The organism is uncultured Granulicatella sp. (genome assembly GCF_963516875.1).
Taxonomy (GTDB): Bacteria; Bacillota; Bacilli; order Lactobacillales; family Aerococcaceae; genus Granulicatella.
In genome coordinates this window covers 48,487-71,306 of sequence record NZ_CAUQCL010000008.1, presented here as the reverse complement: position 1 = coordinate 71,306, position 22,820 = coordinate 48,487, and the positions used below count along the sequence as shown (strand labels likewise).

General features: G+C 34.3%; 19 protein-coding genes, 9 tRNA genes and 1 other annotated feature. Of the genes, 26 read left to right on the top strand and 2 right to left on the bottom strand.

Annotated elements, in window-relative coordinates; all coding sequences use genetic code 11:
- Positions 1-57 precede the first annotated feature (57 nt).
- The 24 genes from RWM24_RS04760 to RWM24_RS04645 all read left to right on the top strand — a co-directional run bounded on the left by RWM24_RS04760 (position 58) and on the right by RWM24_RS04645 (position 18,156).
- Positions 58-130, top strand: a tRNA-Val gene (locus RWM24_RS04760).
- A gap of 9 nt (positions 131-139) precedes the next feature.
- Positions 140-212: transfer RNA gene (locus tag RWM24_RS04755), tRNA-Lys, on the top strand.
- A gap of 17 nt (positions 213-229) precedes the next feature.
- Positions 230-311: transfer RNA gene (locus RWM24_RS04750), tRNA-Leu, on the top strand.
- A 14-nt stretch (positions 312-325) separates the two neighbouring features.
- A tRNA-Thr gene (locus RWM24_RS04745) sits at positions 326-398 on the top strand.
- A 16-nt stretch (positions 399-414) separates the two neighbouring features.
- A tRNA-Gly gene (locus RWM24_RS04740) sits at positions 415-486 on the top strand.
- Positions 487-511: 25 nt separating this feature from the next.
- Positions 512-597, top strand: a tRNA-Leu gene (locus tag RWM24_RS04735).
- Between the two features lie 25 nt (positions 598-622).
- Positions 623-696 (top strand) — tRNA-Arg (locus tag RWM24_RS04730).
- A gap of 27 nt (positions 697-723) precedes the next feature.
- Positions 724-797, top strand: a tRNA-Arg gene (locus tag RWM24_RS04725).
- A gap of 4 nt (positions 798-801) precedes the next feature.
- Positions 802-875: transfer RNA gene (locus tag RWM24_RS04720), tRNA-Pro, on the top strand.
- A 78-nt stretch (positions 876-953) separates the two neighbouring features.
- Complete coding sequence (locus RWM24_RS04715; protein WP_314112077.1) at positions 954-1,820, top strand: ROK family protein; 867 nt, start codon at positions 954-956, stop codon at positions 1,818-1,820.
- A 411-nt stretch (positions 1,821-2,231) separates the two neighbouring features.
- Positions 2,232-2,774 (top strand): XRE family transcriptional regulator, encoded by a 543-nt coding sequence (locus tag RWM24_RS04710; RefSeq protein ID WP_314112075.1) that lies wholly within the window; start codon positions 2,232-2,234, stop codon positions 2,772-2,774.
- A gap of 25 nt (positions 2,775-2,799) precedes the next feature.
- The gene (locus RWM24_RS04705; protein WP_314112073.1) at positions 2,800-3,909 is read left to right on the top strand and encodes an ABC transporter ATP-binding protein; all 1,110 of its coding nucleotides are present in this window, start codon (positions 2,800-2,802) and stop codon (positions 3,907-3,909) included.
- A complete protein-coding gene (locus RWM24_RS04700) occupies positions 3,902-4,711 on the top strand; it encodes an ABC transporter permease (protein WP_314112070.1) in 810 nt (269 codons plus the stop codon). The genes RWM24_RS04705 and RWM24_RS04700 overlap by 8 nt, the downstream gene beginning before the upstream one ends.
- The gene (locus RWM24_RS04695) at positions 4,711-5,547 is read left to right on the top strand and encodes an ABC transporter permease (protein ID WP_314112069.1); all 837 of its coding nucleotides are present in this window, start codon (positions 4,711-4,713) and stop codon (positions 5,545-5,547) included. The genes RWM24_RS04700 and RWM24_RS04695 overlap by 1 nt, the downstream gene beginning before the upstream one ends.
- Entirely contained in the window at positions 5,544-6,614 is a 1,071-nt protein-coding gene (locus RWM24_RS04690) for an ABC transporter substrate-binding protein (protein ID WP_314112067.1), read from the top strand. Before RWM24_RS04695 ends, RWM24_RS04690 begins: the two co-directional genes overlap by 4 nt.
- A 371-nt stretch (positions 6,615-6,985) precedes the next feature.
- Positions 6,986-7,196: a binding site (T-box leader), on the top strand.
- 54 nt (positions 7,197-7,250) lie between these two features.
- Positions 7,251-8,942 (top strand): arginine--tRNA ligase, encoded by a 1,692-nt coding sequence (gene argS / locus RWM24_RS04685; RefSeq protein ID WP_314112066.1) that lies wholly within the window; start codon positions 7,251-7,253, stop codon positions 8,940-8,942.
- 362 nt (positions 8,943-9,304) lie between these two features.
- Complete coding sequence (locus RWM24_RS04680; RefSeq protein ID WP_314112064.1) at positions 9,305-9,586, top strand: hypothetical protein; 282 nt, start codon at positions 9,305-9,307, stop codon at positions 9,584-9,586.
- A gap of 325 nt (positions 9,587-9,911) precedes the next feature.
- On the top strand, positions 9,912-11,000 hold the full coding sequence (locus RWM24_RS04675; protein WP_314112062.1) for a spermidine/putrescine ABC transporter substrate-binding protein: 1,089 nt from the start codon (positions 9,912-9,914) through the stop codon (positions 10,998-11,000).
- A gap of 1 nt (position 11,001) precedes the next feature.
- Entirely contained in the window at positions 11,002-12,588 is a 1,587-nt protein-coding gene (locus RWM24_RS04670; protein WP_314112061.1) for an amidohydrolase, read from the top strand.
- A gap of 118 nt (positions 12,589-12,706) precedes the next feature.
- Positions 12,707-13,399, top strand: coding sequence for a cytochrome c biogenesis CcdA family protein (locus RWM24_RS04665; protein ID WP_314112059.1), 693 nt, complete (start codon positions 12,707-12,709; stop codon positions 13,397-13,399).
- A gap of 17 nt (positions 13,400-13,416) precedes the next feature.
- Positions 13,417-13,959 (top strand): redoxin family protein, encoded by a 543-nt coding sequence (locus tag RWM24_RS04660; RefSeq protein ID WP_314112058.1) that lies wholly within the window; start codon positions 13,417-13,419, stop codon positions 13,957-13,959.
- A gap of 414 nt (positions 13,960-14,373) precedes the next feature.
- On the top strand, positions 14,374-15,492 hold the full coding sequence (gene msrB / locus RWM24_RS04655; protein WP_399539364.1) for a peptide-methionine (R)-S-oxide reductase MsrB: 1,119 nt from the start codon (positions 14,374-14,376) through the stop codon (positions 15,490-15,492).
- A 488-nt stretch (positions 15,493-15,980) separates the two neighbouring features.
- Positions 15,981-17,234, top strand: a complete 1,254-nt coding sequence (locus RWM24_RS04650; protein ID WP_314112054.1) for an NAD(P)/FAD-dependent oxidoreductase — start codon at positions 15,981-15,983, stop codon at positions 17,232-17,234.
- A gap of 220 nt (positions 17,235-17,454) precedes the next feature.
- The gene (locus RWM24_RS04645) at positions 17,455-18,156 is read left to right on the top strand and encodes a hypothetical protein (protein WP_314112052.1); all 702 of its coding nucleotides are present in this window, start codon (positions 17,455-17,457) and stop codon (positions 18,154-18,156) included.
- Between the two features lie 48 nt (positions 18,157-18,204).
- Here RWM24_RS04645 and RWM24_RS04640 read toward each other — a convergent pair whose 3' ends face one another.
- Complete coding sequence (locus tag RWM24_RS04640) at positions 18,205-18,867, bottom strand: M15 family metallopeptidase (RefSeq protein ID WP_314112051.1); 663 nt, start codon at positions 18,865-18,867, stop codon at positions 18,205-18,207.
- A gap of 226 nt (positions 18,868-19,093) precedes the next feature.
- Between RWM24_RS04640 and guaB the strand changes: the two genes are divergently transcribed.
- Both guaB and RWM24_RS04630 read left to right on the top strand, forming a co-directional pair.
- Positions 19,094-20,572, top strand: a complete 1,479-nt coding sequence (gene guaB / locus RWM24_RS04635) for an IMP dehydrogenase (protein WP_314112049.1) — start codon at positions 19,094-19,096, stop codon at positions 20,570-20,572.
- A gap of 555 nt (positions 20,573-21,127) precedes the next feature.
- A complete protein-coding gene (locus RWM24_RS04630; RefSeq protein ID WP_314112047.1) occupies positions 21,128-21,589 on the top strand; it encodes a DNA starvation/stationary phase protection protein in 462 nt (153 codons plus the stop codon).
- 52 nt (positions 21,590-21,641) lie between these two features.
- Here RWM24_RS04630 and RWM24_RS04625 read toward each other — a convergent pair whose 3' ends face one another.
- A complete protein-coding gene (locus RWM24_RS04625) occupies positions 21,642-22,688 on the bottom strand; it encodes a Fic family protein (protein WP_314112046.1) in 1,047 nt (348 codons plus the stop codon).
- Positions 22,689-22,820: the final 132 nt, after the last annotated feature.

Genomic DNA, 22,820 nt, shown 5'->3' with positions numbered 1-22,820 from the left:
GTAGTTGGGGGTTTCCCCCTGTGAGGGTAGGACGTTGCCACGCTTTTCAAATATTATGGAGGTTTAGCTCAGCTGGGAGAGCACCTGCCTTACAAGCAGGGGGTCAGCGGTTCGATCCCGTTAACCTCCATATCATAAAGAGTGATTAGCTCAGTTGGTAGAGCATCTGACTTTTAATCAGAGGGTCACAGGTTCGAGCCCTGTATCACTCATTCTCAAGCGAGAATTCGCGGGTGTGGCGGAATTGGCAGACGCACTAGATTTAGGATCTAGCGCCGAGAGGCGTGGGGGTTCGAGTCCCTTCACCCGCACTTATTGAGAATTAGCCGGCTTAGCTCAGTTGGTAGAGCATCTGATTTGTAATCAGAGGGTCGAGGGTTCAAGTCCTTTAGCCGGCATTTAAATGAATAAATTGCGGAAGTAGTTCAGTGGTAGAACACCACCTTGCCAAGGTGGGGGTCGCGGGTTCGAACCCCGTCTTCCGCTTTGCCAATGATAAACCATGGCCCATGCCGGGGTGGCGGAATTGGCAGACGCACAGGACTTAAAATCCTGCGGTCAGTGATGACCGTGCCGGTTCGACCCCGGCCCTCGGCATTTTCAATACAATTGAATAAAAATTGCACCCATAGCTCAATTGGATAGAGTACTTGACTACGAATCAAGCGGTTACAGGTTCGACTCCTGTTGGGTGCATTTTTTCTATATATAAGTGAATAAGTAGCACCCATAGCTCAATTGGATAGAGTACTTGACTACGAATCAAGCGGTTACAGGTTCGACTCCTGTTGGGTGCATTATCGGGAATTAGCTCAGCTTGGTAGAGCACTTGGTTTGGGACCAAGGGGTCGTAGGTTCGAATCCTGTATTCCCGATTCATCGGCAAGTAAGTGCTAGCTTACTTGTCTTTTTTTGTATATAATATAGTTATTAAATTATTGGAGGAATTATATATGGTATTAGGTAGTATCGAAGCTGGTGGTACAAAGTTTGTTTGTGCAATTGGAAATCATAATATGGAAGTTTTAGAAAGAATTTCAATTCCAACAACTACTCCAGAAGAAACTTTACCAAAGGTTTTTGAATTTTTTAAAAAGTATGAAAATGAATTAGAAGCAGTTGGAGTAGGCGCTTTTGGACCTATTGATAGTAATAAGAAATCTGCTACATTTGGTTATATTACTTCTACTCCTAAATTAGCATGGCAAAATTTTGATTTCATTGGTGAATTAAAACGTCATTTAAATGTGCCTATTAATTGGACTACAGATGTGAATGCTGCTGCATATGGAGAATATTATTTTGGTCATGGAAAAGACTTAGAAAGTTTAGTCTATTATACATTTGGAACCGGTGTTGGTGGCGGAGCCATTCAACGTGGGGAATTTGTTGGTGGAATGAACTTCCCTGAAATGGGTCACATGATTGTAAAACGTCATCCAGAAGATACAGCTAAATGTGTTTGTCCTTTTCACTCAGACTGTTTAGAAGGGTTAGCAGCTGGGCCTGCTTTACAAGAAAAAGCTGGTCGTCCTGCATTTGAATTAGAGCCTACTGATCCGATTTGGGATATTGAAGCTTACTATGCTGCTCAATGTATTTATAATACAACATTAATTTTAGCGCCTGAAGTAATTGTTTTAGGTGGTGGAGTTATGCAACAAACTCATTTATTGAAAAAAGTGAAACAAGAATTCGAGAAATTAATGAATAGTTATGTTGGATATCCTTCTGTGGATGAGTATTTACAGACTCCAGCTTTAGGAAATAATGCAGCAACAATTGGTTGCTTAGCAATGGCGAAGGCTCTTTTAAAATAAGGAAAAGACTAGAAACTGACTTCTTATACTGTAGCAATGGACGGTAGCAGCCCTGCGGTCTCATACCTAAAAATCGAGCCTTGGTCTCGATTTTTCCAGTAATATAAGCCAAAATGGCTTATATTACCAATGCTACTGTAAGAAGTCGTTTCTGTTTGAACGGAAATAATAAGAGGGTACGTTAAAAAGTCCGACTTCTTATACTGTAGCAAAGGACGGCAGCAAATCTGCGGTTTCATGGCTTTAGTGCACTATGTATGCTCATTTTCTTTATCTATTCGTATGAACTCTATACATTGTATAGGGTTCTTTTTTTACTTTTTTAAAATTAAATTGTTGACTATTACTAAACTTAGAGTATAATGAGTCATAGTGTTATTAAACTTTATGTTTAAATGAAGGAGGGGTAAGATGGAAATTGGCAGTCAATTAAAGGCACTTCGTGTTCAAAAAGGACTGACTCAAGAAGAATTAGCCGAGAGGACGGATTTATCAAAAGGATATATATCCCAATTGGAAAATGATTTAAGTTCGCCTTCAATGGATACATTTTTCGATATTTTAGAAGTATTAGGATGTGCACCGAAGGATTTCTTTGAAGATGGTCCAGAAGAGGCATTAACCGTTTATAGTCCAGAAGATATGACCGTGATGGAAGATCCTAAACATAAAACAATCGTGACTTGGCTAAATCCGGATTCAAATGAACATGAGATGGAACCTGTAATTTTGGAGTTTCAACCGAAAGGCGAATACAAAGTGTTCGAACCATCATTATCCGAAACTTTTGGATATGTTCTAGAAGGTAAAGTTCAGGTAAAAGTAGGAAAACAAATAGAAGTTGTCTCAAAAGGAGAATCTTTTTATTTTGAAGCTTCTGCTAAACACCAAATAAAAAATGCTGGCAATGAAACTGGTAAGGTCTTAATTGTCGCAACTAATTCATATTTATAATAAAAAGGAAGGATTGGTACAAAACATGTCCAACAATACAATTATTACATTTGAAAATGTTACAAAATCTTATGATGATACTCAAGTTTTAAAAAATATTAACTTTGAAATTGAGAAAGGGAAATTTTATACATTATTAGGCCCTTCAGGATGTGGAAAAACTACCATTCTTCGTATTATTGCAGGTTTCACTGATGCAACAACTGGAAAAGTTACATTAAATGGAGAAGATGTTACAGATTTACCACCAAATAAACGCAAAGTAAATACTGTATTCCAAGATTATGCATTATTCCCTCATATGAATGTGTTCGAAAATATTGCATTCGGTTTACGTTTGAAAAAATTACCTGAAGATGTGATTAAACAAAAAGTTTCTGAAGCGTTAAAATTAGTTCAATTATCAGGTTATGAAAAACGTGAAATTGTTCAAATGTCTGGAGGACAACAACAACGTGTAGCGATTGCTCGTGCCTTAGTGAATGAACCAGAAGTTCTATTATTAGATGAACCATTATCAGCGCTAGACTTAAAATTAAGAACAGACATGCAGTATGAATTACGTGAATTACAACAACGTTTAGGTATTACATTTATTTTCGTAACGCATGATCAAGAAGAAGCTCTTGCAATGAGTGACGAAATCTTTGTATTAAATGGCGGAGAAATCATTCAATCAGGTACTCCAGTAGATATTTATGATGAACCAATTAACCGTTTCGTTGCGGACTTCATTGGAGAAAGTAATATCGTTGCTGGTGTTATGAAAGAAGACTACTTAGTAGAATTTGTTGGCAAAGAATTTGAATGTGCCGATGCCGGTATGCGTCCAAATGAAAAAGTTGAAATCGTTATTCGTCCGGAAGATTTATCTCTAACTAGTGTGGATAAAGGGAAATTAACGGTTGAAGTCGATACTCAATTATTCCGTGGTGTTCACTATGAAATTATTTGTTATGACGAAAATAAAAATGAATGGATGATTCACTCAACGAAAAAAGCGGAAGTGGGAGCAAAAGTTGGTTTATACTTCGAGCCACAAGATATTCACGTAATGCGTTTTGGTGAAAGTGAAGAAGAATTTGATGCACGTCTAGAAAGCTACGAGGAAGTGGAGGACGATAGCAATGACTAAAAATTCTCGTATGTTCTTTTCTATTCCATATCTTTTATGGTTAGCATTATTTGTAGTGACTCCGTTGGCGATGATTTTTTATAAATCATTTTTCAATATTAATAATCAATTAACACTTGGAAATTATACGAATTATTTTACTTCTGGTAATTATTTAGAAATGACATTTAACTCAGTGTGGTATGCATTTTTAGTTACATTAGTAACTTTAGTTGTGAGTTATCCAACAGCTTACTTTTTAAGTAAAACAAAACATAAAAATTTATGGTTATTATTAATTATTTTACCAACTTGGGTGAATTTATTATTAAAAGCTTATGCATTTATTGGTATTTTTAGTCAAACGGGTACTGTAAATCAATTTTTATCATTATTTGGAATTGCTCCTAAAGAATTTTTATTTACGGATTTTAGTTTCCTAACAGTAGCTGCATATATTGAATTACCATTTATGATTTTACCGATTTTCAATGCAGTACAAGAATTACCAAGTTCATTAATTGCAGCTAGTCGTGACCTTGGTGCAACTCCTTGGCAAACATTAAAAAATGTTGTCATTCCATTAACGATGAGCGGTGTAAGAAGTGGTGTTCAAGCAGTATTTATCCCATCACTATCACTATTCATGTTAACTCGTTTAATTGGAGGAAATCGTGTGATTACATTAGGAACTGCTGTAGAACAACATTTCTTAGTAACACAAAACTGGGGAATGGGTTCAACAATTGGGGTTGTCTTAATTGTAGCGATGATTGTATTAATGTTTGTAACACGTGATCGTAGAAAAGGAGGAGAAGCATAATGAAGTTAGAAAAAAATCATTGGTTATCAAATGCTTATTTAGTATTTGTATTTGCAGTACTATATGCTCCAATTTTCTATTTGATTTATTATTCATTCAATAGTGGTGGAGGAATGAATGATTTCCAATCGTTTACTTTAGAGCATTATCAAGCTGTTCTTGGGGATACAAGATTAATTGGAATCGTTATTGATACTTTAATTTTAGCGTTATTATCTGCGCTATTTGCAACAATTATTGGGACTCTTGGGGCAATTATGATTGATTTCATTCGTTCAAATAGAAGAAAACAATTTGTTCTTGGAATGAATAATATTTTATTAGTTTCTCCAGATGTAATTATCGGGGCAAGTTTATTAATTTTATTTACATTTATTGGTTTTAAATTAGGATTTTGGTCTGTACTACTTTCGCATATTGCTTTTAATATTCCGATTGTTGTATTAATGGTGTTACCAAAATTAACAGAGATGAATCGTTCGATGATTACTGCAGCACGTGACTTAGGGGCAACAAGTTCACAAGTATTAACACGTATTATTTTACCATCGATTACACCTGGTATTTTAAGTGGATTCTTTATGGCATTTACGTATTCGTTAGATGATTTTGCAGTAACTTTCTTCGTAACAGGAAATGGATTCTCAACAATTGCAGTTGAAATTTATTCAAGAGCTCGTCAAGGAATTAGTTTACAAATTAATGCATTAAGTACATTAATGTTCTTATTCTCATTAGTTTTAGTGATTGGATATTATTTCATTCAACAATACCAAGCAAAACGATTAAATCAAAAGAATGCTGAGAATGATTTAGTGAAGGGGGTAGCTTTATGAAGCGATTAATGATGTTTATTGGAGCAATTTTAGTCGCAAGTTTAGGATTGTTTCTATTTAGAAAAAATTTTGAAACAGCTATTGCTGGTAGCCCTGATACGATTATTGTTTACAACTGGGGAGATTATATTGATCCTAGTTTAATTACTCAGTTTGAAGAAGAAACAGGTTATAAAGTGATTTATGAGACTTTTGATTCAAATGAAGCGATGTATACAAAAATCAAACAAGGTGGAACAAATTATGATGTTGCGATTCCAAGTGAATATGCCATTCATAAAATGTTAAAAGAAGATTTATTAGTACCACTAGATTATTCAAAAATTGAAGGAATGGAACATTTAGATGAGAAATTCTTGAATAAAAGTTTTGACCCAAATAATCGTTATAGTATTCCATATTTCTGGGGAACTTTAGGAATTATTTACAACACCAAAAATATTGATGAAGGCGAAATTACAAAGTGGTCTGATTTATGGAAAGAGGATTACAGGGATTCAATTTTATTTATTGATGGTGCTAGAGAAATGATGGGAATTGCACTTCAAACACAAGGTTATTCTTTAAATGAGAAGGATCCTGAAGTAGTGAAAGATGCAGGGAAATTCTTGAAAACATTGATGCCAAATGCTAAAGCGATTATTGCAGATGAAATGAAAACATATATGGCATTAGAGGAAGCTTCGATTGGGGTATCATTCTCTGGAGAAGCTGCCAAGATGTTGGAAAAGAATGAGAATTTAACGTATGTTTTACCGGAAGAGGGAACAAACTTATGGTTTGATAATATTGTGATTCCTAAAACGGCTAAAAATTATGAGGGTGCGTATCGTTTTATTTCGTTTTTATTGAGACCGGATGTGGCTGCTAAAAATGCGGAATATGTTGGATACTCGACTCCAAATAAGGATGCGTTAGAGTTATTGCCGGAAGAGGTAACAAGTAATGAGACTTTTTATCCTTCGGATGAGCAGATGGAAAATATGGAAGTGTATGAGAATCTAGGTTCTGAGTTGTTAGGATTGTATAATGATCTGTTCTTGGAGGCTAAGATTTTCCGCAACTAATGATTTCGAATTAGACTTTGCTTTATAGTAGCAGAAGGACGCAAGCAGCCAGCTATGGCTGTCTCATTGCTAAATTTCGAGCCTTGGTCTCGAAATTTCCTGTAATATAATCTGACTTTGCAGATTATATTACTCATGCTACTATGCAAAGTCTTTTCTTATTGAACGGTTATTTATGAGGGTACGTTAATAATTTATTCTTTGAATAGGGGACGGCAGCAAACAGCTTTGCTGTTTCATGCCTAAAAATTGAGCCTAAGGTCTCAATTTTTCCTGTACTATGTAAAGTCTTTTCTTTTTGGGGTTATAAAGTTTCTTATAAAATTACTAGACAAATTTTCTGTCGCTTGTTATAATCGTCGTATAAATAATAAACATTTATGAAGAAGAGAGTAGTTTATGGATATCTGTTTTAGCGAGCTGGGGTGGTGGAAGCCAGTCATGATGAAGTAAATGAAACGCACTTTGGAAATGATTATTCGAAGATAGTAGAGTAATCCGGTCGCTTACCGTTAAAAAAGTTTAAAGTGGTTTAATATTTTAAACAATAAGAGTGGTACCACGGGTTATCTCGTCTCTAGTCAAGGTTGCTTGATTAGGGTCTTTTTTATTTATACAAACAAAAGGAGTGTCAAAATGGATTACAAAAAAATGGTCGCAGAACAAATTCATAAAACAATTAGCGAACATTTATCGTTTGAAGAAATTTATAAAATGATTGAAGTTCCAAAATATGCAGAACAAGGAGATTTAGCTTTCCCAGCATTTTCACTTGCAAAAGTATTGCGTAAAGCACCTCAAGCCATTGCACAAGAAATCGTTGAAGCAGTTGCAGATGAACATATTAGTCAAGCAGTAGCAATGGGACCTTATGCAAACTTCTTCCTTTCAAAAGGTAAATTTGCAGATGAAACATTACACACTGTTTTAGAACAAAGAGAAGAATATGGTAACTTTGATTTTGGTCAAGGACGTAATGTTATAGTTGACATGTCAAGTCCAAATATTGCAAAACCAATGTCAATGGGACACTTACGTTCAACAGTAATCGGGAATGCTATCGTTAACTTAGAGAAAAAAGTTGGCTATAACCCAATTAAAGTGAACCATTTAGGAGACTGGGGAACACAATTCGGTAAATTAATCGTTGCTTATAAAAAATGGGGAACAAAAGAAGCCGTTGAAAATGAACCAATCGCAGAATTATTACGTTTATACGTTAAATTCCATGATGAAGCAGAAAACGATAGTACTTTAGAAGATGAAGGACGTGCGTGGTTTAAAAAATTAGAAGATGGCGATGCTGAAGCCGAAGAATTATGGAATTGGTTTAAATCTGAATCCTTAAAAGAATTCAACCGTATTTATGATGTATTAGGGATTACATTTGATTCTTATAATGGTGAAGCTTTCTATAATGATAAAATGGATCCAATTGTAGAATATTTAGAAAAAAATGGAATTACTACAATTGACCGTGGAGCAACTGTTGTTCACTTAGATAAATATGATTTACCACCTGCATTAATTAAAAAATCAGATGGTGCTACATTATATATGACTCGTGACTTAGCAGCAGCACATTACCGTAAAGCAACTTATGATTTCGCTAAAAACATTTATGTTGTAGGGAATGAACAAGCACACCACTTCAAACAATTAAAAGCTGTATTAAATGAAATGGGTCGTGATTGGCAAGAAAATATGATCCATATCGGATTTGGTTTAATTACTTTAGGTGGTAAAAAATTATCAACACGTAAAGGTAAAATTGTCTTATTAGAAGAAGTATTAAGCGAAGCTGTAGAATTAGCTTTAAAACAAATTGAAGCTAAAAATCCAAACTTACCTAACAAAGAACAAGTTGCAAAACAAGTTGGGGTCGGTGCGGTAATCTTCCACGATTTGAAAAATGATCGTACAAATAGTTTCGACTTCAATTTAGAAGAAGTTGTTCAATTTGAAGGAGAAACTGGACCTTATGTTCAATATACTCGTGCTCGTGCAATGAGTATTTTAAGAAAAGCAGGAGTTTCAGTTGATTTATCTCAAGCATTAGAATTAGAAGATGACTATGCATGGGAAGTATTAAAACAAATTGAAAATTATCCAAATATTGTGAAATATGCAGAAAGCAAATTTGAACCTTCTGTGATTTCTAAATATGTAATTTCTCTAGCGCAAGCCTTCAATAAATATTATGCAAACAGCCGTATCTTACAAGAAGATGAAGGGCTAAATGCTCGTTTAGCATTAGTGGAAGCAACAGCTGTTATCTTAAAACAAGGTCTTGCAATTTTAGGAGTAGAATCTCCAGACGAAATGTAGCCATCCTATCTCTCACTTGTTTACCTGGCAAGTGAGAGTTTTTGTTTTATTTTGAATTCTCTATTGAAAATCAGAAAGAGTATTGATAAAACTAATTGAGAATTTATTCACAAATGTTTTTTCTAATCAAAATGATTGATGGGAGATGAGAGGAGGAAAGTTTGCTGAATAGAAATATATAGGGGGGAATAAGAGTTAGGAGAAATAATGTAAGGGAATAAGTTCTCGTGACATGAAATTTATGGATGTAAAGGAGTAATGTTATGGGCCTTTCATTTGGACCGAATTATACATGGACAGATCATTTTGCTCAAAGAGCACAGGAGAGTTTTGAAGTAAGCAATGAATAACTTCCAAAATGGGTGAGTAGACAAATTGGAAGTTTAGTAGAGTATAATAAAAATGAAGAACAGCATCCAGAAGAGAAAAAATATATTTCACAATTAGGTGTCGTATTTATTTGTAATACCATTGAACAAAAATTTTTAACTTGTTATGAAGCGAATGATATTGTAGATGAAGGTAAGAAAATAACAATTCATGAAAATAATATTGCGTTATTTACTGAAGAACTAGCACATCTTTCTCACAAATATCGCCATAAAGATGCAAAGGAGATGTTAATGAGTATTAAAGAAATCTAGAGTCTTTTCATCAATATTCTCATAAAATCTTATCGGGTAAGTTATCTCAACGGAACTATGAGTTAATTGGAAAGTTAATTGATGAGTTTCATATTATACGCTCAGCCATGAAAATTATTGAAACAAAACAAGGAGGTTTTAAGGGGTAGATTAGTTGAATGTGACAATTTTTTTAACTAAAATATTCAACAATGAGCATCCGTTTAAGTAAGACTTCTGTTTAAATGGATGTTTTTATATTTTTATACCGTACTAGTTGACGTGAAAGCGATATTTTATTACTATCAAGTTATTGTAACAGAATATGAGAGAAATGAGGTTTTTCATGAAAAAATTAGTATCTTTAATCCTATCGATTATTGTCGTTATCCTATTACTATTAGGAGTGAAAAAATATATTCAAGTAAAAGAAATTGCAGCTGATGAGACAGCTTCAAGTGAAAAACAGCAACTCTATTTATTTAACTGGGGAAATTATATTGATCCAGAATTAATAAAAGAATTTGAAGCGGAAACGAATACTCAAGTGATCTATGAAACATTTGATTCAAATGATGCAATGGAAGCAAAATTAAAACAAGGTGGTACTCGTTATGATATCGTATTTCCAAGTGAATCGAGTATTACAAAATTAGTAAATCAAAATTTATTACAGCCATTGGATCATTCTAAAATTCAAGGATTAGAAAATATTTCACCATTTTTATTAAATAGCCCAGTGGATCCTGGAAATCAATATACAGTTCCTTATTTCTGGGGGACTGTTGGAATTATGGTGAATACAAAATATATCGATCCAGAAAGTATTACAACTTGGAATGATTTATGGAATAGCGAATTTCGTAATAAAATTTTATTACTAGATGGAAATCGTGAAACAATGGGATTAGCATTGCAGTCATTAGGATATTCACTCAATTCAAAAGATGCAGCGCAATTAAAAGAAGCAGAATTAAAAATTAAAGCATTAAATCCAAATGTACGTGCTGTGTTAAATGAAGAGATTAAAACAATGATGAAATTAGAAGAAGCGCCAATTGGAATTGGTTATTCAGGAGATGCAGCTGCTGTAGCAGAAACGAATCCAGCGGTGAAATATATTTTACCACAAGATGGAAGTGCTGTTTGGACGGATAACTTTGCGTTATCATATAATGCGGAAAATATTGAAGGAGCGTATGCGTTTATTAACTTTATGCTTCGTCCTGAAAATGCAGCTAGAAATGCAGTATTTGTAGGTTATGCTACACCAAATGAAGCTGCCAAAGAGTTGTTAGATGAAGAAGTGGTTTCAGATGAGACTTTTTATCCATCACAAGAAGTTATTGAAAGTTTAGAGCATTATGAATATCTTGGAACAGAATGGATTTCTAACTACAATGATGCCTTTTTAAATTTTAAAATGGAGTTATAATATGCATTATTTTGTTAAAAGTAAACATCTCTTTATTGGAGATTCAAAAGAAACGATTGAAGGAATATTAGAAATAAAAGATGGGAAGATTGCAGCTATTCTTCCTTATCATGAAGAAGTAGACGGAGAAATCATTGATACAGGGAATCAAATGGTTACTCCTGGATTTATTGATGCGCATGTCCATTTATATTTATCCAGCTTAATTCATTTAGGAAAGATGAAAGCAGTCGGAGCTCCTTCGATTGAAGAAGTCATTGCCCAAGCAAAAGAAATTCCTGTTTATAATGGATGGAAAATTGGAATTGGTTGGTATGCAAGTGATTTTGGACAACAAGTGTTACCAACAAAAGAAGATTTAGACGAAGCTTCCACTGAAGTTCCAATATGCTTGATTGCTGGAGATGCACACACGATTTGGTTGAATACAAAAGCATTAGAAGAATTAGGGTTAACGAGTGAAAACATTCCTTCTGAAATTGGTGGAGAAGCTGTTAAAAAAGATGGTGAATTAACAGGAGTCTTTTTAGAAGCGATTGCGATTTATTATTTATCCAAAGTGCTGGCAATTTATGAAGCTGAGTCTAAAGTAGCGTTATTAGACTATATGAAACATTTGAATGCGATGGGAATCACAGCAGTTGGCGATGTTGCGTTAACAGGAGAAAGCCCTGATGATATTGTTTATCCAAAATTGTATGCTAGTGTAGAAGATGATGCAACGGTTCGAGTAAGCTTTTTCCCAGCGATGCGTGAAGAAGTGGAAGAAAATCGTCGTTGTTATCAAACTTACCAATCTCCAATGTTGCAAATGGGTGGCGTGAAACAGTTTTATGATGGAGTGACAAGTTCGCATACAGCTTACTTAAAGGAACCATATCCAATGCCATTTTTTGAAGGAGATGTGGGAGGACCACTTTTAACGGAAGAAAAAATGGAACGATTGACTTTATTAGCCAATCAAGAAGGTTGGCCAATGCGTATTCATACTGTTGGAGATAGAGCAGTTGAATTAACATTATTGAATTTTAAACAAGCGCAAGAAAAATATCCTTTTGATAAGCCATATAAATTTAATACGATTGAGCATTTAGAAGTAATGGATCCAAAGGACTTGCCGCTGACAGCTCAAAAATCTCTTATTGTTTCAGTTCAACCAAGCCACTTATTAGTGGGGTATGAAACATTAGATGAAGAAGTTGGAGAAATTCGTGCAAAACAAATGTTTCTATTCAAATCCTTTATTCAACATGGAGCAACTTTAGCATTTGGAACGGATACTCCGGTAGTGCTAAATATAACTCCATTTGAAACGATGTATTTTGCGGTAGCTCGTCAAACAATAGAAGGACTTCCTAATCCAGCATTGATGCCTGAGCAAAGAATTAGTGCTCAAGAAGCTTTATTTGCTCATACAAATGGAGCAGCAAAATCCCTTAGTCGATTAGATATCGGAACATTAGAAGTAGGAAATTTTGCAGACTTTGTTATTTTATCGAAAAATTTCTTAGACGAAAGTCCAGAAGAAATTTTAAAAACACAGGTCGTAGCGACTTATATTAATGGAAAAAAAGTTTATGAAGCTTAAGATTGATCGAAAGATGAAGTAGAGATTCTACTTCATTTTTTTGTGTAAGCATATTTATGTTTTCTTTGGGGATAAATGATTATAATGAAGGTATCTATTATTAAGAAGAGGTGTATATATGGATATTTTATTATGGGGGAGCATTTTTGTTGCGGGATTATTATCATTCTTCTCGCCATGTGTGTTACCACTGTTTCCAGTTTATTTTGGAGTTTTAATGAGTGAAAGAGGAAATCGAAGTATTAGAATTGGAAAGTTTGAAATTGCACTATTACCAGTTGTTCGAACTTTTCTATTTGTAGCAGGAATTTCAACGATATTTTTTGTATTAGGATTTGCAGCTAGTTTTTTAGGTCAATTATTGTATAATCCTTATTTCCATTTAGTATTAGGAACGATTATTGTTTTATTAGGCTTACATCAAATGGAAGTATTTCAATTAACAACTTTACAAAAACAAAAAACAGTGCAGTTTGAGACAAAAAATGAGCATTCATTATGGAGTAGTTATTTACTAGGGTTGAGTTTTAGTTTTGGCTGGACACCTTGCGTAGGACCTGTATTAAGTTCTGTTTTAACAATTGTCGCAACTCAACAAGCGAGTGTTTTTTATGGAATGTTTTTATTAGGAATGTATATTTTAGGCTTATCCATTCCATTTTTAGTGTTATCGATTGCTTCAACTGCTGCAATGAAAGCCTTCAATCTTGCGAAGAAACAATTATTCTTATTAAAGAAAATTGGTGGGATTGTTATTATTGCAATGGGTGTTTGGATTATTATCCAACAATTACAAGTATTATTTTTATAAAGATAGGAGAATGAAAAATGAAATGGAAATATGTATGTATTGGAGCTAGTTTATTATTAGGAGCTTGTCAACCGATGGGTAATCAGCAAGCAAAAACAACGAAGCCTTCTACTGAAACTGTTTCAAAAGAAAAAAGTGCTACAAAAAAAGTATTAGAAGCTTCATTTAAAACTTTTGATGGAAAAACAGTTAATTTATCAGATTATAAAGGTAAAAAAGTGTATATCAAAGTTTGGGCTTCATGGTGTCCAACATGTTTAGCAGGACTACCTGAAGTGGATGAGTTGGCAGCCAATCATTCAGAGGATACAGTCATTTTAAGCGTGGTAGCACCTGGTGTGAATCGTGAGAAAAAAGCTGAAGATTTTAAAGAATGGTTTTCAGGATTAGAGTATAAAAATTTACCTGTATTAATGGCAGAAACTCCAGATTTCTTTAAACAAGTAGGAGTCATTGGATATCCAACATCTGTTTTTATTAATCAAAATGGAGAATTAGTGCAAGTACATCCGGGGCATTTAGCAAATGAGGATATACAGAAGTATCTTGATAAGATGTAAATTTATTTATGAATAAGACTTTAGCTGTTGTAGTAGGAGGACGCAAGCAGCCAGCAGTGCTGTCTCATTGCTAAAATTTGAGCCTAGGTCTCAAATTTTCCTGTCCAATAAGCCATATCTGACTTATTGGACTAATACTACAACGACAAGTCTTTTCTAGTTTTTGTTAGAATCGTCCAAGTGAATAAAGAGAAAATACTTTTCATAGTAACAAGGCCCATAGTAACCATGGAGTGGTTACTATGGGAAGGAAAATTTGAGACTATGGCTCGAATTTTAGGTATGAGACTTGCAACAGCAAGGCTGCTACCGTCCTTTGTTACTATACCTAAAAGTATTTTATCCTTAATATTTAGTAGAATACATGAATAATTAATAGATTCAAAATATCTCAGTAAAATCTAGGGAGTGGGTATAATGGATAAAAAAATATTGATTGGAGTCGTAACGTTAATTGTATTGCTGATTGCTTCTTATTATTTTGTTTATTCTTCTCCGTTAACTAATCTAGGAAACGGAAATCCAATTGAGAAAAAGGTTAGTTCTATTATTAACCAGCAAAAGGTTAATAAATCAGAAAATAAGGGAGAAAAAGAGTTGAAGGAAATCTATCTAGCAGGCGGCTGTTTTTGGGGATTAGAAGAATATTTCTCAAGAATTAATGGAGTAGAAGATGCAGTTAGTGGGTATGCAAATGGAAAAGTAGAAACTACAAATTATCAATTAATACATGATACAGATCATGCAGAAACAGTAAAAATTACTTATGATGCAAAAGTTGTATCTCTTCGAGAAATTTTATTATATTACTTTAGAGTGATTGATCCACTATCAGTCAACAAACAAGGTAATGATGTAGGTCGTCAATATCGAACAGGAATTTATTATCAAAATGATGATGATAAAGAAATTATTGAGCAGGTAGTAGCAGAAAAAGAAGAACAATTAGGCAAAAAAGTAGCGATTGAAAGAGAAAATCTTAGAAACTTTGTTGTTGCAGAAGATTACCATCAAGATTATTTAAAGAAACATCCAAATGGCTATTGTCATATTGATGTGAATAAAGCAAATGATCCAGTCATTGATCCTAGTTTATATCCAATCCCAGATGAAGATACGTTGAAAAAGACACTAACAAAAGAACAATATGCAGTTACGAGAGAAAATCGTACAGAAATGGCTTTTTCAAATGAGTATTGGGACAATCATGAACCAGGAATTTATGTTGATGTAGTAACGGGGGAACCACTTTTCTCTTCAAAAGATAAGTTTGATTCTGGTTGTGGATGGCCAAGTTTTACAAAACCTATTTCTTCAGAAGTAGTGACTTATAAGGAAGATACAAGTTTTAATATGAAACGAATTGAAGTTCGTAGTCGTATTGCGGATTCTCATTTAGGGCATGTTTTTGATGATGGACCTCAAGACAAAGGTGGATTACGTTTCTGCATTAATAGTGCCGCTATTCGTTTTATTCCGTTGGCAGAGATGGAAGAAAAAGGCTATGGATTTTTGGTGGATTTTGTAAAATAAAAAATTTTTATGAATAAAACTTTAGCTATAGTAGTAGAGGACGGCAGCAGCCCTGCGGTCTCATGCCTAAAATTTGAGCCTAGGTCTCAAATTTTCCTGTCCAATAAGCCAATATTTGACTTATTGGACTAATACTACTATGGCAAGTTTTTTTCAGGTTGTGGATCATATAAATGAATGGGCGTAATGAATAAGACTTTAGCTATAGTAGTAGCGGATAGAATAATGTGAATGCTACAACGGCAAGTCTTTTTTTGTTAGGGGTATATATATGAGAGGGCGTAATGAATAAAGAGAAAATACTTCCCATAGTAAGGAAAATTCGAGACCGAGGCTCGAATTTTAGGTATGAGACTTGCGAGACAAGGTTGCTGCCGTCCTTTGTTACTATATTGAGAAGTATTTTCTCTTTATTCACCTTATAGTTTGACGGTCAAGTATCATTTCCCTTATAGTAAAATTACGAATAAAGATACAAAGGAGAATTTATGAAAGTCATTGTAGTAGGTGGAGGAACGAGCGGATTAATGGCAAGCGTTAGTGCAGCATTAGCAGGAGCAGAAGTAATTCTACTAGAAAAAAATCCAAACTTAGGACGAAAATTATTATTAACAGGCGGAACCCGTTGCAACGTAACAAACATTCGTTCAAGAGACGAAATCATTAAACATATCCCAGGAAACGGACGCTTCTTACATAGCGCCTTTTCCCAATTCGATAACCAAGACATTATTGAATTTTTCCAAAACCGAGGAGTCCAATTAAAAGAAGAAGACCACGGAAGAATGTTTCCAGTATCCGATTCCGCTAAAACAATCTTGAATACCTTCATCGAAGAAATTAAACGATTAGGCATACAAGTAAGAACAAATGTAAAAGTCAAAGCGATTCGACTAGAAGAAGAACACTTTTCAGCAGTCGAATTAGATACTGGTGAAAGAATCGAAGGAGATGCGGTGATTTTAGCGCTAGGTGGAAAATCTTATCCAAAAACAGGATCCACTGGAGATGGGTATGGAATCGCTCGGAATGTAGGGCATACCATTACTCCATTATTTGCCACAGAAGTCCCTCTAACAAGTCAGGAAACTTTCATTAAAGAAGGCGTATTACGAGCACTTTCTTTAAAAAATGTTGCTTTAAGTGTATTGAATCAAAAAGGAAAAGCAGTTGTGACGCATCAAATGGATATGATTTTTACGCATTTTGGGATCAGTGGTCCAGCTGTATTACGTTGCTCAAGCTTTGTTCATCAAGTTCAACAAAAAGACAATATTAAAGAAGTTACGATATCACTAAATATACAACCTGATTTAACCAAACAGGAATTATTAGAAAAATGGCAAGAATGGAAAGAAAATAATCCACAAAAGACTATAAAGACACCGTTAAAAGAGTGGATGCCTGAACGATATGCGGAATTTTTAATTGAACAAATTGGACTATCTTCACAAAAAGTCATTGGGAAAATGACTGAACAAGAAACCCAACAATTGCTAAATGTTATTCAAGATTTTAGATTTACAGTTAATGGAAGTCTACCAATTGAAAAAGGTTTTGTGACAGGTGGGGGCGTTCAATTAAAAGAAGTGGATCCAAAAACTTTAGAATCAAAAATCACTCAAGGAGTATATTTCTGTGGAGAATTATTAGATATTCATGGCTATACCGGTGGATATAATATTACATCAGCCTTTGTAACAGGATATGTTGCAGGATTACATGCTGCACAAGGTTGGTAAAAATATGAAAATAGCATAGTTTCGTCATAAAATCTTCACAAATCAAGTGTATACTTTAGGTATTCCAAAAGAATATATTTACTTCCCAAAGTAAATAAACTCTATCCTTTTTTTCTCCGACAAGTTTTGTCGGAGTTTTTTGATTTTTGTAACGAAATGGCTTTTCTTATGTTATAATAACAACGATATCTTAAATGAATCGAGGTGTATCTCTTTCAATATGGTAAAATTGGGAGAAAGAATTGTAGAAAAAGGGATTCGTTTATTACCATTAATGGACTTATCTCAAGTGGATACTAGTCTAGCTAGACCAATTCCGGAAGCAAAATCAAAGTTAGAAATTATTGTCCATGCAATGGAAATCGGCATGGGAGTGTTAGGGCATGTAGATATTTGTATTGAAGGTTATGTGTATTCTTATGGAAATTATGATGAACTAGCTTGTATTTTAAATGGAGCTAGAGGTGAAGGTGTCCTATTAAAAGCACCAAGAGAAGATTATTTTAAATTTTGTAAGAGACATTACCAAAAAACGCTATACATTTATAGTTTAGAAGTAACCGATGAACAAATTCAATTAATTAAAAATCGTTTGGAAAAAATATTGAAGGAATCTTTCACTTGGTCTCCACCAGATGATATTTGTTCGTTTAATCCTGTCAGTGAAAAGTTAGAAGAGATGTATGCGTATTTTATGGTACAATGCATGCCGGTAACTTTTTATAAATTTAGAAAAACACAATTTAAATTGTATACAATGTGGAGAAATAATTGTTTATTGTTTGTAGACTATTTAGTTTCTGCATTAAAAATTGCCCCATTAAGAGCAAGACTGACAACATTTCCAAGTTTATACCAAGAACGCTTGGAGTCATTAAAAGAAAAACAACATTCCATTGTAACTGACTGTCAGATTTATTAAAGATATGAAAAATCCGTTAATCATTCCCGATTAACGGATTTTTCATTATCAATCGGCGTAATTGCCGCCTTCTACTCCAAAATATTCTTCTAATGTTTGTTTTGATGTGTAGATTTTTTCTGCGATATCTCCAACATATCTTAAATGCCACGCTTCTGCTTGATAACCTGTAATGGCTTCTTTTCCTTCTTGGAATCTTACAATAAAGCCATATTCATGAGCATGACTATGCAACCATTCAATAGCTTTTTCATCTTGAGGATTTTCTCCTAATAATCCACCGGCCCCATTTAAAATATCAAAAGCAAGCCCCGTTTGATGTTCACTATATCCTGGGCGAGCAGAATAAGTGTCTGCTGCTTCCTTTCCATCTTTATTTACGTAGTTTTGATACAGTTGAGTTTGATAGTCATAGGAACGAAATCCGCTATATTGATTACTAATGCTAAAACCTAACTCTTGCATTTTTTTAATCAGTTCTCTAATTTTCTCTCCTGCGAGTGGATTTTCTCCTGGGTTATAGTCAGCAGGTAGTTTGTGTTTTTTGTTCACGACCATTTGAATTCCTAAAGATAAATCTGCTTGACCATTACTTTTTTTAGCAGTTGCAGTAGTTTGTTCAGTCGTAGTAGTTGCTTGAGTTGTTTCTGGTTTGTTTTCTGTTGTTGTCTGAGAGTGACAAGCTGTTAAAAATGCTATACTTGCCACCATGTAAATGAGTTATCTCATCATAATCCCCCTTTGTTAGTATATATTGTAGCACAGATATTGAAATGAAAAAATATTGGAGTGTAAATTTAGAAAATAAGAATAATTTTAACAGAAAGTATGAATAATGTTCATAAATTAACCGTTTTCTAATGAAAAACTACTTGCATTTTATTCTATTCATGGTATATTAGCTATTAAAAATTACAGATTCTAGGAGGTCTCCAATATGTCCATGTGGGAAACAAAGTTTCAAAAAGAAGGTTATACATTTGATGATGTACTATTAATTCCAGCAGAAAGTCATGTACTACCAAATGATGTGGATTTACAAGTACAACTTGCAAAGAATTTATTATTAAAAATTCCATTGATGAGTGCTAGTATGGATACTGTCACAGATTCAACAATGGCAATTGCGATTGCACGTCAAGGTGGGTTAGGAGTTATTCATAAAAATATGTCGATTGAAGCGCAAGCAGAAGAAGTGCATAAAGTAAAACGTTCTGAAAGTGGCGTTATTTTGAATCCATTTTTCCTAACTCCGAAACATTCTGTGCAAGAAGCAGAAGAATTGATGGCAAAATATCGTATTAGTGGTGTCCCAATTGTGGAATCATTTGAGAATCAAAAATTAGTCGGTATATTAACGAATCGTGATTTGCGTTTCATTACAGATTATTCGATTAAAATTGAAGAAGTGATGACAAAGGAACCATTAATTACTGCACCAGTTGGAACTTCTTTAAAAGAAGCAGAAAGTATTTTACAAAGACATAAGATTGAAAAACTTCCTCTAGTAGATGAAAAAGGAAATTTATCAGGATTAATTACGATTAAAGATATTGAAAAAGTGATCGAATTCCCAAATTCGGCTAAGGATGAACATGGACGATTATTAGTAGCCGCAGCAGTCGGCATTACTTCGGATACTTTTGAACGTGCAAAAGCTTTAATAGAAGCTGGGGTAGATGCTATTGTTATCGATACAGCACATGGGCATAGTGCAGGAGTTATCCGTAAAATTAAAGAAATTCGTAAAACATTCCCAGATGCAACGATAATTGCAGGTAATGTTGCTACAGCAGAAGGTACTCGTGCTTTATTTGAAGTGGGAGTGGATGTTGTAAAAGTAGGGATTGGACCTGGTTCGATTTGTACGACACGTGTGGTCGCAGGTGTGGGTGTACCACAACTGACTGCGATTTATGATGCTGCGACAGTTGCAAGAGAATATGGAAAAGCGATTATTGCTGATGGTGGTATTAAATATTCTGGAGATATTGTAAAGGCAATTGCTGCTGGTGGGCATGTAGTGATGTTAGGTAGTTTATTAGCAGGAACGGATGAATCTCCAGGTGAATTTGAGATTTATCAAGGACGTCGTTTTAAAACATATCGTGGAATGGGTAGCTTAGCGGCCATGGAAAATGGATCCAGTGATCGTTATTTCCAATCAAAAAATGAAGCGAATAAGCGTGTTCCAGAAGGAATTGAAGGTCGTGTAGCGTATAAAGGAGCTGCTAGTGATATTATTTATCAAATGATTGGTGGTTTACGTTCTGGTATGGGTTATGTTGGGGCGCATAATTTAGAGGAGCTTCGTGAAAATACGCAATTTATTCGTATGAGTGGTGCTGGATTGAGAGAAAGTCATCCACATGACGTACAAATAACCAAAGAAGCGCCTAATTATTCTGTCCAGTAATGACTTAAATTGGACTTTTCTGTTGTAGCGAAGGACGCAAGCAGCCTCGCTGTTGCGAGTCTCATTGCTAAAACTTGAGCCTAAGGTCTCAAGTTTTCCTGTACTAGAAGCCAGTGTGGCTTCTAGTATTAACGCTACAGCGAAAAGTCCATTTATTTGGACGTATGTGTATGAGAGTGAAGTGAAAGAGATTGGACTTTGTCTGTAGTAGTAAGGGACGCTAGTAGCCTCGCCTTGCGAGTCTCTTAGCTAAAAATCGAGCCTAAGTCTCGATTTTCCCCGAGTAAGAGTAACTCTGTCGGTTACTCTTACGTTTACTACTACGAAAAGTCCATTTATTTGGACGTGTGTATACGAGAATATGGTGAAGAGATTGGACTTTGTCTTGGTGTGGCGAAGGACGCAAGCAGTCTAGCTGTTGCGAGTCTCATTGTTAAGGCTACAGCGAAAAATCCATTTATCTCTTTTTTCTTAAAAAAATATAAAAAAATGAGCATTCTAGTTTAGAATTATTCTATTCTGTGATATACTATATTCATAAAGGGGGAATGACAAATGTCAAAAGAAAAAACAAAATTAGTATTAAATCAATTAGTAGCTGACTTAAGTCAACAAGCAGCAATTATTCACCAAGTACACTGGTATATGCGTGGACGTGGATTTTTAACATTACACCCAGCAATGGATAAATTAATGGATGAAATCAACGAGCAATTAGACGAAGTTTCAGAACGCTTAATCACTATTGGGGGAGCGCCATATTCAACATTACGTGAATTTGCGGATAACACTAAAATTCAAGATATTCCTGCATCTTACGAACGTTCAATTGATGAATGGGTAAGACATTTATTAGTAGGATATGAATACTTAAGAGGGTTATACCAAGAAGGTTTAGAAACAGCTGGAGAAGAAGGCGATGATGTTTCACAAGATATCTGCATCGGCTTCAAAGGAGATATTGAAAAAATTATTTGGATGCTACGTGCACACTTAAATGAAGCACCTGGAATCTAATTAAGTCAAACAAAAAAAGGATGAGTCACTCATCCTTTTTTTGTTTGGGGTACTAGTTTAATCTTACATAATTTATTGATCTTCCGCTACCTTCTCGTTTGATTTCTCCTTCTGAAATTAGTTTTCTTAAAGCTAATTCAATAGAACTTACACTAAGTGTTGGACAAAGTTCACGGATATCTTGTTTTGTAAATCGTCCTAATTTTTGATAAGTTGCTTTTCTAACCATTTCTAATGCAGGCATTTTTTCTTCAACAATTGAAAAACGATCTTCAAATGCTTGGTATGCTGATAGAATAATTCCTAGTAAGTATTTGATGAAAGGTATATTGTCTTCTTTTTCATCATGCCAACCTTTTCCGGCAATATTTAAGGAAGTATAATATTCTGGTTTATTCTTCGCTATAATGGCTTCTAGAGAAATATACTTTCCAACATAAAATCCACTTCTATATAAAAGTAAGGTTGTTAATAATCGACTCATTCTGCCATTTCCATCATTAAAAGGATGGATACAAAGAAAATCATGAATAAAAATGGGGATGGCAATAAGTGGATCAACTTCCATATTGCCAATAATCACATTATATTCGTCACAAATTTTTTCTAGTGCATTAGGTGTTTCTAAGGGCGATAATGGAGTGAATAAAACTTCGGTGTATCCGTCAGGATAAGTGGCACTAATATAATTTTGAACATTTTTAGTTTGACCTGCCATTGGATTGTTCATATGACTATACAACATTTTGTGCATTTGAAGAATATAGTTTTTTGAAATTGGAATAACATCAAAATTCTCATGAATAATATTTAATACATCTCTATAACCAGCTATTTCTTGTTCATTTCTATTTCGAGGAGTTGTTTTTTCTTCTACTAATTCTCTCAATCTTGTACTAGTTGTAACAATTCCTTCAATCTCATTAGAGGCTTCTGTACTTTGGATTTTTGCAATTTCAATTAATCGATTTAGTTCTTCAGGTCTTTGTTTTAAGTATAATTCTTGCTTGCCTTGATATTTATAAATGGCTGAAACTAATCCTAAGATTTCTGAATCCCAAAGATTGTTTTTGATTTCATTATAATTAAAATTTCTCATATTTTTCCCCTTAAAGTTATTGTTATCCCTTAAATTTTAACTGTTTTTAAGGGCAAAATCAAATTTTAAGGGATAAAACAGTTTAGTCATACAATCAATTGAAAGAAGTTCCCTAAAAGTATAGAATAGTGA